The sequence below is a fragment of the Haliovirga abyssi genome (assembly GCF_030295325.1).
Classification (GTDB): Bacteria; Fusobacteriota; Fusobacteriia; order Fusobacteriales; family Haliovirgaceae; genus Haliovirga; species Haliovirga abyssi.
Map to the genome: position 1 here is coordinate 741,955 of NZ_AP027059.1, position 13,961 is coordinate 755,915.

The 13,961-nt window shown below is 26.4% G+C and carries 11 protein-coding genes; all 11 read left to right on the forward strand.

Annotated features, from left to right (window positions below):
* Positions 1–10: 10 nt before the first annotated feature.
* The 11 genes from dnaK (at position 11) to RDY08_RS03380 (ending at position 13,960) form a co-directional block, all read left to right on the forward strand.
* On the forward strand, positions 11–1,846 hold the full coding sequence (gene dnaK / locus RDY08_RS03330) for a molecular chaperone DnaK (RefSeq protein ID WP_307905006.1): 1,836 nt from the start codon (positions 11–13) through the stop codon (positions 1,844–1,846).
* Positions 1,847–1,912: 66 nt separating this feature from the next.
* A complete protein-coding gene (locus RDY08_RS03335) occupies positions 1,913–2,785 on the forward strand; it encodes an aldose 1-epimerase family protein (RefSeq protein ID WP_307905007.1) in 873 nt (290 codons plus the stop codon).
* 28 nt (positions 2,786–2,813) lie between these two features.
* Positions 2,814–3,956, forward strand: coding sequence for a molecular chaperone DnaJ (dnaJ, locus tag RDY08_RS03340; RefSeq protein WP_307905008.1), 1,143 nt, complete (start codon positions 2,814–2,816; stop codon positions 3,954–3,956).
* 319 nt (positions 3,957–4,275) lie between these two features.
* Positions 4,276–6,468: a leucine-rich repeat domain-containing protein gene (locus RDY08_RS03345; RefSeq protein WP_307905009.1), complete on the forward strand. Its 2,193-nt coding sequence runs from the start codon at positions 4,276–4,278 to the stop codon at positions 6,466–6,468.
* Positions 6,469–6,510: 42 nt separating this feature from the next.
* The gene (locus RDY08_RS03350; RefSeq protein ID WP_307905010.1) at positions 6,511–7,677 is read left to right on the forward strand and encodes a hypothetical protein; all 1,167 of its coding nucleotides are present in this window, start codon (positions 6,511–6,513) and stop codon (positions 7,675–7,677) included.
* A 47-nt stretch (positions 7,678–7,724) separates the two neighbouring features.
* Positions 7,725–9,917: a leucine-rich repeat domain-containing protein gene (locus RDY08_RS03355; protein ID WP_307905011.1), complete on the forward strand. Its 2,193-nt coding sequence runs from the start codon at positions 7,725–7,727 to the stop codon at positions 9,915–9,917.
* A 42-nt stretch (positions 9,918–9,959) separates the two neighbouring features.
* A complete protein-coding gene (locus RDY08_RS03360; protein WP_307905012.1) occupies positions 9,960–11,030 on the forward strand; it encodes a hypothetical protein in 1,071 nt (356 codons plus the stop codon).
* Between the two features lie 97 nt (positions 11,031–11,127).
* Entirely contained in the window at positions 11,128–11,721 is a 594-nt protein-coding gene (locus RDY08_RS03365) for a hypothetical protein (RefSeq protein ID WP_307905013.1), read from the forward strand.
* 315 nt (positions 11,722–12,036) lie between these two features.
* Positions 12,037–12,354: a preprotein translocase subunit YajC gene (yajC, locus tag RDY08_RS03370; protein ID WP_307905014.1), complete on the forward strand. Its 318-nt coding sequence runs from the start codon at positions 12,037–12,039 to the stop codon at positions 12,352–12,354.
* A 45-nt stretch (positions 12,355–12,399) separates the two neighbouring features.
* The gene (locus tag RDY08_RS03375; RefSeq protein WP_307905015.1) at positions 12,400–13,431 is read left to right on the forward strand and encodes an N-acetylmuramoyl-L-alanine amidase family protein; all 1,032 of its coding nucleotides are present in this window, start codon (positions 12,400–12,402) and stop codon (positions 13,429–13,431) included.
* A 10-nt stretch (positions 13,432–13,441) separates the two neighbouring features.
* Positions 13,442–13,960: a GerMN domain-containing protein gene (locus RDY08_RS03380; protein ID WP_307905016.1), complete on the forward strand. Its 519-nt coding sequence runs from the start codon at positions 13,442–13,444 to the stop codon at positions 13,958–13,960.
* Position 13,961: the final 1 nt, after the last annotated feature.

Sequence of the window (13,961 nt, forward strand, 5' to 3'; positions counted from 1 at the left end):
GATGATAAAAATGGGAAAAATAATAGGAATTGATTTAGGAACAACAAATTCATGTGTATCAGTAATGGAAGGTGGAGCTGTAAAAGTAATAGCTAATGCAGAAGGAGCTAGAACTACACCATCAGTTGTAAACTTTAAAGAAAGTGGAGAAATAATTGTAGGAGAAATAGCAAAAAGACAAGCTATAACAAATCCAGAACATACAGTTTATTCTATAAAAAGACATATGGGAGAAGATCATACTGAAAAAATGTTTGGAAAAGATTATAGTCCACAACAAATATCAGCATTTATTTTACAAAAATTAAAAAAAGATGCTGAAAGTTATTTAGGGGAAAAAGTAGAAGAAGCAGTTATAACTGTACCAGCTTACTTTACAGATTCTCAAAGACAAGCTACAAAAGATGCAGGAAGAATAGCTGGATTTGAAGTTAAAAGAATAATTAATGAACCTACAGCAGCAGCACTTGCTTATGGATTGGATAAAAAAGGAAAAGAAGAAAAAGTATTAGTATTTGACCTTGGTGGTGGAACATTTGATGTATCAGTATTAGAAATAGGTGATGGAGTAGTAGAAGTAAAAGCAACAAACGGAAATAACCATTTAGGTGGAGATGATTTTGATAATAAAATAATGAATTGGTTAATAGAAGAATTTAAAAAAGAAGAAGGAGTAGATCTTTCAAAAGATAAAATGGCAGATCAAAGATTAAAAGATGCTTCTGAAAAAGCTAAAATGGAACTTTCTACAATGTTAGAAACAACAATAAGCTTACCATTTATTACAGCTACAGAAACTGGACCAAAACATTTAGAGAAAAAACTTACAAGAGCATTGTTTGACGAATTAACAAAAGATTTAGTAGAAGCAACTCAAGGTCCTGCAAGAAAAGCTTTGGAAGATGCTAAATTATCGCCAGCAGATATAGATGAAATAATTCTAGTTGGAGGTTCTACAAGAATACCAGCAGTTCAAAATTGGGTTAAAAATTATTTTGGAAAAGATCCTAATAAAAGTATAAATCCTGATGAAGTTGTTGCAAGTGGAGCAGCTATTCAAGGTGGAGTATTAATGGGAGATGTAAAAGATGTATTGTTGCTTGATGTAACTCCATTATCACTTGGAATAGAAACTTTAGGTGGAGTTGCTACTAAAATGATAGATAGAAATACAACAATACCAGTTAAGAAAAGTCAAGTTTATTCAACAGCAGAAAATAATCAACCTGCAGTTACTATACATGTAGTTCAAGGAGAAAGACCTTTAGCAAAAGATAATACTTCATTAGGAAGATTTGATCTTACAGGAATTCCAGCAGCACCAAGAGGAGTGCCTCAAATTGAAGTAACATTTGATATAGATGCAAATGGAATAGTTCACGTATCAGCAAAAGATCTTGGAACAGGTAAAGAAAATAAAATAGTAATATCTGGAAGTAAGAATCTTAGTGAAGAAGAGATTGAAAAAATGGTAAAAGAAGCTCAATCTCATGAAGCAGAAGATAAAAAAATAAAAGAACTTATAGAAGAAAGAAATAAAGCTGATCAATTAATTTATAGTGCAGAAAAAACATTAAAAGATAATGCTGATAAAGTTTCTGAAGAAGATAAGAAAAATATAGAAGATGCAATTGCTAAATTAAAAGAAGTGAAAGATAAAGATGATTTAGAAGCAATTAAAAAAGGTGCTGAAGAATTAGAAAAAGCTTCTTACAAATTAGCAGAAGAGATATATAAAGAAGCTCAAGCGGCTCAAGCAGCGGCAGGTGCTCAAGATGGCGGAGCTGAAAAAGAAGCAAAGCAAGATGATGATATAGTAGATGCAGAAGTTGTAGATAACGAATAAAGATATTAATGTGGGAATAGAGCTTGACTCTATTCCCATAATTTGCGAAAAGAAAGGAGTAGCAAATTGGAATATAAATTAAGTAATGGAACAGTTGAAATAGTAGTGAAATCAAAAGGTGCTGAATTAAAAAGTGCAAAATTAATTAAAAATAAAACAGAATTTATGTGGGATGCAAATCCAAAATTTTGGGCAAAAAGTTCACCAGTGCTGTTTCCATTTGTGGGAGGATTAAAAGATAATAAATATTTTTATAAAAATAAAGAGTATAAAAGTGGAAGGCATGGTTTTGCAAGAGATAATGAGTTCAATATTTTTGCACAAGATGAAAATAGCATAACATTTATATTTAGTTCAAATGAGGAGACTTTAATAAAATATCCATTTGAATTTGATTTTTTTGTAAAATATGTACTTGAAAAAAATAAAATAATATTAGAATATAAGGTTATTAATAAAACTGATGGGGAAATCTATTTTTCATTAGGAGGGCATCCAGCATTTGCAACTCCTACTTCAGATGAAATAAAATTTGAAGACTATTATTTAGAATTTGAAAAAGAAGAAACATCAAAATTATTAGTATTAGATGGGATGTATGTATCAGATAAACAATTGAACTATTTTAATAATGAAAAAATTATAAATTTAAAAAGAGATATGTTTGATAATGATGCTTTAATATTTGAAGGGTTAAATTCTACAAAAGTGTCTTTGAAAAATAAAATTAATAATAGAAAGATAGTTTTTGATTTTGAAGGATTTCCATTTATTGCATTTTGGTCTGCTCCAGGAGCTGATTATATATGTATAGAGCCTTGGCATGGAATAGCAGATACAATAAATCATAATGGAAATATAGAGGAGAAAAAAGGGATAGAGAAACTTGAAAAGGGAGAATCTTTTGAGACATCATTTTCAATAGAATTAGAAGCATAACTTTATATAGAAAGGAGTAGTGAGAAAATTGTCTAAAAGAGATTATTATGAAATACTAGGTGTCGAAAAGGGAGCTAGTCAAGATGAAATAAAAAAAGCTTATAGAAAATTAGCAATGAAACATCATCCAGATAGAAATGCAGGCAATAGTGAGGCAGAAGAAAAATTTAAAGAAGCAAGTGAAGCTTATCAAATACTATCTGATCCTGAAAAAAGATCTAAATATGATAGATTTGGAAGTTCAGCATTTGATGGTAATGCAGGTGGAGGAGGCTTCAATTATAATAATTTTGGAGACTTTGGAGATTTAGGAGATATATTTGGAAGCTTTTTTGGTGGAGGATTTGGTGGAGGTAGAAACAGCAGATCTAGAAGTAGAGCTAGAAAAGGATCAGATTTAAGATATAATATGGAAATAACTTTAGAAGAATCTGCTGAAGGAGTAGAAAAAGAGGTTTCTTATACAAGAGAAGCAAAATGTTCTACTTGTAATGGAACTGGAGCAGAACCTGGAAGTAAGATGAAAACATGTCCAAAATGTAATGGAACTGGAGAAATAAAACAAATTTCAAGAAGTTTATTTGGACAATTTGAAAATATAGAAGAGTGTGATAATTGTAATGGAACTGGAAAAGTACCAGAAAAAAAATGTCATACTTGTGGTGGAACAGGGGTAGTTAAAGAAAAAGTTAAAAAGAAAGTAAAAATACCAGCAGGAATAGAGTCAGGGCAAAGAGTAAGAGTTAGTGGCTTTGGTGAAGTTGGAGAAAATGGTGGACCGTACGGGGATCTATATATTTATGTATTTATAAAAGAACATGAAATATTTGAAAGAGTGGATAATAACATAGTTTGTGAAATGCCAATAAGTTTTACAACGGCAACTTTAGGAGGAGAAATAGAAGTACCTACTCTTACTGGAACAATAAAAATGAAAATACCATCAGGAACACAAACAGGAAAAGTATTTAGATTGAGAGAAAAAGGAATTCCTTATATTAGAGGATATGGCAAAGGTGATGAAATGGTAAAAGTTATAGTAGAGATACCTACAAATTTATCAGAAAAGCAAAAAGATTTATTAAAAGAATTTGATTCGGCGCTGCATGAAAAGAATAATTCTATGGCAAAATCTTTTTTTGATAAAATAGCTAAGAAATTTAAAAAATAATAAAACCAACTCTTCTTTATATTTATGAAGAGTTGGTTTTATTATTTTTATTTTAAATTAGGAGTAAAAAAACATAATATAGATCATCAAATAATTTTGATATAATTTTAAATATGGATTTTGTAATTATACTATATTAGTAAAAAATTTAAAATATAAAATTTTCGAGCAATTAGTTTTTAGAATTCCTGAGCTGCTATTTCTAATACAGAATAAAGTGACTGCATATAAAACTAGAGACAGGTTTTTCGTTTACAAGCATGAATTTTTATGATATAATATATTCTTAACAAAATTAAAAAATTAGGAGGTAATATTATTGAAAAAGAGAGTAATAATATTAATGTTATTCATTGTAATATTTTCTGAATTTAGTTTTTCACAAGGAGAAATATTTAATTCTAAAAATAAAAGTAAAAAGAATATAAATTTACTAAATTTTGAATACAAAGAAGATAATGGTGGAATTATAATAACAAAGTATATAGGAAAATCAAAAGAGATAAAAATACCGAGAGAAATAGATGATAAACCAGTGCTAAAGATAGGGAAACTAGCTTTTAATAATAAAAAAATAAGGAAAGTAGAACTACCTAATACAATAATTGAGATAGGAGAAGAAGCATTTTCATATAATCAACTAAAAGAGATATTAATTCCAAACTCAGTAAAGAAAATAGGAGAATCAGCATTTCTTGTTAATGAATTAAAAAGTTTAGTAATTCCAGATTCAGTACTAGAAATAAAGGCGGAAGCTTTTGGAAATAACAATTTAGAAAGAGTAAAACTTCCAAAGAGATTAAAAGTAATAGAACATAGTGTTTTTTACAACAATAGATTAGAAGAGGTATTAATTCCAAAAACAGTAACTAAAATAGGGTATGGTGCATTTTTAGTTAACAAGTTAAAAGAGATATCTATACCAGATGGGGTAACAGAAATAGGAGCATATAGTTTTGGAAATAATAAATTAACAAGTGTATATATACCAGATACAGTAAAAAAAATGGGCAATGGTGTATTTGTGGAGAATAAATTAAAAAAAGTAAGAATATCAAATTCTTTATCAATAATAAGATGGAGAGCTTTTGCAGAAAATGAACTAACAAATGTAAAGATCCCAAATTCAGTAAAAGTGATAAGAGGAAGTGCTTTTAAAGAGAATAAATTAGAAGAGATAGTAATTCCAGATTCAGTAGAAGAGATAAGAGGAAATGCATTTTCAAAAAATGAATTAAAAAAAGTAGTTTTATCAAAATCATTAAAAAAAATAGGATATAGAGTTTTTGGAGAAAATAAATTAACAAGTATATATATTCCTAGTTCAGTAGAAGATATAGGGAAAGAGGCTTTTTATAGAAATAAATTAATAAGACTAAAAATTCCAGATACAGTAAAAAAAATAGGAGAAGGTGCTTTTACAAGCAACAATTTAATTAGTGTAGAATTTCCAAAGTTTATAGAGAAAATAGGAAAAATGGCTTTTGAGAGAAATAAATTAACAAGATTAATAATTCCAAGTTCAGTAAAAGAGATAGGAATATTTGCATTTTCAAATAATAAATTAGAAAAAGTAGTTTTACCAAAATCACTAAAAAAAATAGAAGGCAAAGTTTTTTCAGGAAATAATTTAACGAGTATATATATTCCAAGTTCAGTAAAAGAGATAGAAGGTGGTGCTTTTGAATATAATAATTTAAAAAAAATAGTAATACCAGATTCAGTTGAAGAGATAGTATGGGAGGCATTTGCACATAATAATTTAAGTGAATTAAAAATAGGGAAGTCAGTAAAAAAAATAGGAGGAAGAGTATTTTCTCATAACAAACTAAGTAGAATAACAATTCCTAATACAGTAAAAGAGATAGGAGAAGAAGCATTTTCTCACAACAAACTAAATAGAGTAACAATTCCTAATTCAGTAAAAAAAATAGGAGAAGGAGCATTTTCTTACAACAAACTAAGTAGAGTAACAATTCCTAATTCAATAAAAATAATTGATAAAGATGCATTTTTAGGGAATGATTTCAAAAAATTAGAAGACATTAAATTAGGGGAAGGGTATAAAAGTTATTGGGTTTTTAACAAGTCAAAAGGAGAATTAGATGGAATTATAGGATTACCAAGAAATTATGATTTAGTAATTCCTAAAAAAATAGATAATACTCCTGTAAAAAGCATAGGAGAAGATGCTTTTGTATATTCGAAGTTAAAAAGTGTGATTATTCCAAATTCAGTAGAAAAAATAGGAGGAGGAGCTTTTATGGAAAATAACTTAACTAGCATAGTAATTCCTAATGGTATAGAAAGAATAGAAAGTTATACTTTTCAAGATAATAGATTAAAAACTATAGTAATTCCAAAATCTGTGACATATATAAGGTTTGATGCTTTTAGTGAACATTTAAAAGCAACAATTTATGGAGAACCTGGCTCAGAAGCAGAAGAGTATGCAAAAGATATGGGAGTAGAATTTAAACCTATAAAAGAATTAAAGAAAGAAAAAAAGTAAATGTAAATATATTTGAATAATAGAAATTAGGAGGTAATATTATTGAAAAAGAGATTAATTTTATGGATGGTATTATTAATTATGCTATCATTTAATTTATATTCACAGGTAGAAAAAATAGATCCAAAATTATATAATACAGTTTGGGAAAGAGAGTTTTTAAATTATACCAGTGATAAAATATCTTATTACTTATTAGATACAGGAGAAGTTGTAGTTTCTCAGTATTATAAGGTAGATAAAAATAATGAACATAGAGATTTGATTGACCTAAAAAAAGATATGTTGTTTTATTCAGGAAAAGAAATCAAAAAAGAATATTTTGAGAATAAATTAAGAAAACGAATAGTTATTCCTAAAACTACAGAAGAGTCTTATAATGTTAGCTCAGGGGAAAAAGAGAAAGAATACTCTAAAATTGTATATGATAACTTAGGAAATAAATATAGATGGGTAAATGGTTTGGCAGTATATTATGATAAAAGATACGAAGATAATAAAAAATATATAATTGATAAGATAGCAATTAATAGAAGTAGAATTAACGGAACATATTTTTCAGATTTAAAGAGGTTTTCGTCGGTTTTAGATAAATGTGTAATAGTACTTGAAAAATTAAATGAAAATAATAAAATATTGTGGCAAAAAGTTTATTTTTATAATTTGCCAATATGGAGATCGTATTTTGATAGAGCAGAGATAGAATATGATTATTATTTTTATTATTTAAGACGAGGGTATATAACTCTATTAAATGCAGATAATATATTTTTGAATTTTCCTGGGACGAAAATGATATATAGAGTGGATAAAAATGGAAATCCAGTTACGCAAGATAAAAATGTGATAGTATTAGATTATAAAAATTATGTAAAATTTTATGAAAGTGAATATAATAGGTTAAATATTAAATATCTGATGGAAGATGAAGAAGGAGTTGATTTTAATCCGATTGATTACGAGGTGTTTGATTATGATTATATAGGAGAGAGACTTTTGAAGAAGTATAAATTTAATTTAAATGATAAGAAAATTATAGACAGTATAAATGAACATCCTTCTGTGAAACATCTAATGAAAATTTATAAATTAATGGATGAGTATTATAAAAAAGAGGTGGGAATAGATAAAAATAATTTTTATCCAGTATTTTTAGAAAGAAGATGGAATCTAAGTGTTATAGAGACAGAAAAGTGGAGTGAAAAATAAAATAATAGATAGTTGTAAAAATAAAATAAAATTAGGAGGTAATATTATTGAAAAAGAGAGTAATAGTATTAATGCTATTCATTGTAATATTTTCTGAATTTAGTTTTTCACAAGGAGAAATATTTAATTCTAAAAATAAAAGTAAAAAGAATATAAATTTACTAAACTTTGAATATAAAGAATATAATGGTGGAATTATAATAACAAAGTATATAGGAAAATCAAAAGAGATAAAAATACCGAGAGAAATAGATGATAAACCAGTGCTAAAGATAGGGAAACTAGCTTTTAATAATAAAAAAATAAGGAAAGTAGAACTACCTAATACAATAATTGAGATAGGAGAAGAAGCATTTTCATATAATCAACTAAAAGAGATATTAATTCCAAACTCAGTAAAGAAAATAGGAGAATCAGCATTTCTTGTTAATGAATTAAAAAGTTTAGTAATTCCAGATTCAGTACTAGAAATAAAGGCGGAAGCTTTTGGAAATAACAATTTAGAAAGAGTAAAACTTCCAAAGAGATTAAAAGTAATAGAACATAGTGTTTTTTACAACAATAGATTAGAAGAGGTATCAATTCCAAAAACAGTAACTAAAATAGGGTATGGTGCATTTTTAGTTAACAAGTTAAAAGAGATATCTATACCAGATGGGGTAACTGAAATAGGAGCATATAGTTTTGGAAATAATAAATTAACAAGTGTATATATACCAGATACAGTAAAAAAAATGGGCAATGGTGTATTTGTGGAGAATAAATTAAAAAAAGTAAGAATATCAAATTCTTTATCAATAATAAGATGGAGAGCTTTTGCAGAAAATGAACTAACAAATGTAAAGATCCCAAATTCAGTAAAAGTGATAAGAGGAAGTGCTTTTAAAGAGAATAAATTAGAAGAGATAGTAATTCCAGATTCAGTAGAAGAGATAAGAGGAAATGCATTTTCAAAAAATGAATTAAAAAAAGTAGTTTTATCAAAATCATTAAAAAAAATAGGATATAGAGTTTTTGGAGAAAATAAATTAACAAGTATATATATTCCTAGTTCAGTAGAAGATATAGGGAAAGAGGCTTTTTATAGAAATAAATTAATAAGACTAAAAATTCCAGATTCAGTAAAAAAAATAGGAGAAGGTGCTTTTCAAAGCAACAATTTAATTAGTGTAGCACTCCCAACTTCATTAGAAGAGATAGATAAAGATGCTTTCTATAGAAATAAATTAAAAAGATTAATAATTCCAAATTCAGTAAAAGAGATAGGAGAATTTGCATTTTCAAAGAATAAATTAGAAAAAGTAGTTTTACCAAAATCACTAAAAAAAATAGAAGGTAATGTTTTTTCAGGAAATAATTTAACGAGTATATACATCCCAAGTTCAGTAAAAGAGATAGGAGGTGGTGCTTTTGCATATAATAATTTAAAAAAAATAGTAATACCAGATTCAGTTGAAGGTATAGTAATAGAGGCATTTGCATATAATAATTTAAGCGAATTAAAAATAGGGGAGTCAGTAAAAAAAATAGGAGCAGGAGTCTTTTCTCATAACAAACTAAGTAGAATAACAATTCCTAATACAGTAAAAGAGATAGGAGCATTTGCATTTTCTCACAACAAACTAAATAGAGTAACAATTCCTAATTCAGTAAAAAAAATAGGAGAAGGAGCATTTTCTTACAACAAACTAAGTAGAGTAATAATTCCTAATTCAGTAAAAAAAATAGGAGAAGGAGCATTTTCATTGAATGATTTCAAAAAATTAGAAGACATTAAATTAGGAGAAGGGTATAAAAGTTATTGGGTTTTTAACAAGTCAAAAGGAGAATTAGATGGAATTATAGGATTACCAAGAAATTATGATTTAGTAATCCCTAAAAAAATAGATAATACACCTGTAAGAAGCATAGGAGAAGATGCTTTTGGAGATTCGAAGTTAAAAAGTGTGATTATTCCAAATTCAGTAAAAGAAATAGGAGGAGGAGCTTTTATGGGAAATAACTTAACTAGCATAGTAATTCCTAATGGTATAGAAAGAATAGAAAGCTATACTTTTCAAGATAATAAATTAAAAACTATAGTAATTCCAAAATCTGTGACATATATAAGAGTTGATGCTTTTAGTGAAGATTTAAAAGCAATAATTTATGGAGAACCTGGCTCACGAGCAGAAAATCAGGCAAAATATATGGGAGTGGAATTTAAACCTATAAAAGAATTAGAGAAGGAAAAAAAGTAAATGTAAATATATTTGAATAATAGAAATTAGGAGGTAATATTATTGAAAAAGAGATTAGTGCTATGGATGGTATTATTAATTATGCTATCATTTAATTTATATTCACAGGTAGAAAAAATAGATCCGAAATTATATAATACAGTTTGGCAAAGAGAGTTTTTAAATTATACCAGTGATAAAATATCTTATTACTTATTAGATACAGGAGAAGTTGTAGTTTCTCAGTATTATAAGGTAGATAAAAATAATGAATATAGAGATTTGATTGACCTTAAAAAGGATATGTTGTTTTATTCAGGAAAAGAAATCAAAAAGGAATATTTTGAGAATAAATTAAAAAAACGAATAGTTGTTCCTAAAACTACAGAAGAGTCTTATAATGTTAGCTCAGGGGAAAAAGAGAAAGAATATTCTAAAATTGTATATGATAACTTAGGAAATAAATATAGATGGGTAAATGGTTTGGCAGTATATTATGATAAAAGATACGAAGATAATAAAAAATATATAATTGATAAGATAGCAATTAATGACAGTGTTACTACTGAAGCGTATTCTTCAGAAATTTTATACCAATATGTAATAGTATTAGAAAAGCTAGATAAAAAGAACAAAATATTGTGGCAAAAAGTTTATTTTTATAATTTACCAGTATGGAGATCGCAGTGGTCTGGAGAAGAGCAGGAATACATATATTATTTTAGTTATTTAAGGAGAGGATATATAACTATATTGAATGCAGATAATATATTTTTGAATTTTCCTGGGATAAAAATGATATATAGATTGGATAAAAATGGGAATCTGGTCACACAAGATAAAGATGTAGTAGTATTAGATTATAAAAAATATGTAAAATTTTATGAAAGTACATATAGCAGATTAAATATGAAATATATGATTGAAGATGAAGTAGGGGTTAAATTTACTCAATTTAATGGTGCAGTAGGCTATGATTATATAGGCGAGAGATTTTTAAAGAAATATAAATTTGATTTAAATGATAAGAGGATTATAGATAGTATAAATGAGCATCCTTCAATAAAAGTCTTAATGAAAAGTTATAAATTAATAGATAAGTATTATAAAGAAGAGATTGGAACTGATAAATAGATTTTTTTTTAGAAAGAAGATGGAATCTAAGTGTTATAGAGACAGAAAAGTGGAGTGAAAGATAAACAAAAATAAAATAAAAAAAGGAGAGAAAAAGATGAAAAGAATATTAATTGGAGTAATAATGGTAATGACAGTTTTAAATTTTGGAGGATGTTTTTCTAATAAAAGCGATACAAATAGTGTAGTAGCCAAAACGATAGAATGGGAAAAAAATGACAATGGAGAATTAGAATTTTATACAAATGATACAGATTATAAAAATGCGAGTTATTGGTTTGTTTTGAATTCTCCTTATGAAGATCCAATGAAGTCATTTGAAGTGTACGCTAAAAAGGTATCAGGATATAAAGATGGTGGATATGGTATAATATTTGGAGTTCAAGATAATAGTAATTTTTATAGATTATTAATTACAGAAACAGGGTTCTATCAAGTTTCAAAGAAAGTTCAAGATGAAAATACAGTTATTTTAAACTGGAATAGAGGAAATAATTTACAAACTGGATATGGAGTATATAATAAAATTAAAGTAACTTATAATGCGGGAGAATTTAAGATATATTTTAATGATAAATTTGAAAATAATTTTACAGATTATCAATTTACTAAAGGAAAATATGGCATGTATTTAGGAGTTTTTGATGAAAATTTTCCAAAAGAAAGTGTTGATATTTTGTTTGCGAGATAAGAAGAATGGGGGAATCAATGGAAAAAGTGTGTAGTAATAGTAGAAAATTGGGAAAAGTTTAAAAAGAGTATAACAGTAACTGCATCAAAGAAAAATTTTAAAAAATAATTGAAAAAAACGGGTGGATATGATATACTTAGGAAAAGTTTAAAAATAACATTCCAATTTTGTTTTTAAAGGCTCAAGGTTCTTTTATGAAAATTACATAAAAAACTACGTCCAACGGATGCAATGTTTCAAGCATTTTTATAACAAAAGATAAGAAAATTATTTTTTAAACTTTTTTTAAAGTAATAAAATTAGGAGGTAGAAGAGATGTTTTCAAATATATTATATGCAGCAGGAGCAGCGACAGCACCAACTAGCACAAATGGTATAGTTACACTAGTAATAACAGTAGTTCTTTGGGGTGGGATATTTTATCTATTGCTAGTAAGACCACAAAAGAAAAGAACGGCAGCACATAAGCAATTAATGGATTCGTTAAAACCAGGAGATGTTGTATTTACCACTGGAGGAATTAAAGGAGAAATAATTTCTAAAAATGATGAATTTATAGAATTAAGAGTAGATAAAGGTGTGAAATTAACTGTTAAAAAGAATGTTATTTCATCTATATATAAGAACAAATAAGCGACGATTTTTAATTGTCGCTTTTTTCAAAAGAGGGGTGTATTAATGAAGAGATATAGTTTAGCTCTCTTTTTTTTAATATATATAATTAGTTTTGGAACGACTACTAATAAAATAGAAAAATATAGTTTTAATTCTAATAGCATAATTTTTAATATTTCTGGAAACAGTTTCCCTAAATATTTATCAAATTATGATTCCGAAAGTAAAATTATTTTTTTAGAATTTAGTAATACTACTCCAAATAAAAATATTAAAAATAAGATTTTAAATGGAAATTATATATCAAAAATAGAGACAGTGAGTTTTGATAAAACAACAGATTTTTTTATAACTTTAAAAAGCGGAGTAGAATTTTTAGAGAAAAAATTAAAAAATCCTAATAGATTTCAAATTATTTTTAGCAAAAAAACAGTTAAAAATAGATATACTATTGTTATAGATCCAGGACATGGTGGTAAAGATCCAGGTGCAACAGGATATAGAGGATTACATGAAAAAGATATAGTATTAAAAGTGGGAAAATTATTAAAAAAAAAGTTATCTAAAGTTAAAAAATTTAATGTTATTATGACAAGGAATAAAGATGTTTTTATACCACTTGGAAAAAGAGCTGATATTGGGAATAAAAACAGTTGTGACCTATTTATAAGTATTCATGCAAATGCAAATAAAAAAAAGAGTGCTAATGGAGTAGAAGTATTTTATTTTTCTAAAAAATCATCTAAATATGCACAAAATATAGCTAATTTTGAAAATAGTGTAGATGATAAATATGGGATAAAGTCTGATTATGCAAAATTAATAGTGAATGATATATTTTATCATATGAATCAAGAAAAAAGTATTGATTTATCAAGTAGAATAGAAAATAAGATAAATAAATTAACAGGACTACCAAAGAGGGGAACATTTGGAGCAAATTTTGCAGTATTAAGGCTTTCAAATTCTCCAGCATTATTAGTAGAGCTTGGATTTATAACAAATAAAAGTGATGCTTTAAAATTAAAAAATTCAAGATATCAAGTAGCATTAGCTAATGCAATATATTATTCAATAGTAAATTATTTTAATTAAGGAGTTCTTTATGAAAAAAGCAATTTTGATAATATTTTTAGTTTTAGATATAATAATGTTTTTTCTATATTATAAATATTATATAAAAACTCCCGAAATTATAAAATATAATGCTAAAACAGTGTCTAATATTGAAAAGAATAAAAAGGAAACAATGAAAATATATATACCAGATGATAAATATAAATATTTGAAAGGGATAGATGTAGAAATTCCATATTACAAGGATAAAGAAAAGAAAATAAAAGCAATATTAGAGAAGATTTTACCTTTTGAAGTAAAAGTGTTAAATATATATATAGAAAAAGAAAATTTATATATAAATTTAAATAGTAAATTTAAAGAGATAGTTAATGATAGTGAAAAAGAATTATATATAGTTTATTCAATAGTTAATACAGTAACGCAAGTAGAAAATATAAAAAAAGTTAAAATACTTATTGACAATGAGGAGATAAAAACTGTTACAGGATATTTAAATTATAACAAGTTTTTTAAACAAGATGATTTGTTAATAGAAGGAGAATAAA

Coding starts and splice junctions, on each gene's coding strand:
- dnaK (WP_307905006.1), top strand. CDS start 11: ATGGGAAAAATAATAGGAATTGATTTAGGAACAACAAATTCATGTGTA.
- RDY08_RS03365 (WP_307905013.1), top strand. CDS start 11,128: ATGAAAAGAATATTAATTGGAGTAATAATGGTAATGACAGTTTTAAAT.
- yajC (WP_307905014.1), top strand. CDS start 12,037: ATGTTTTCAAATATATTATATGCAGCAGGAGCAGCGACAGCACCAACT.
- RDY08_RS03375 (WP_307905015.1), top strand. CDS start 12,400: ATGAAGAGATATAGTTTAGCTCTCTTTTTTTTAATATATATAATTAGT.
- RDY08_RS03380 (WP_307905016.1), top strand. CDS start 13,442: ATGAAAAAAGCAATTTTGATAATATTTTTAGTTTTAGATATAATAATG.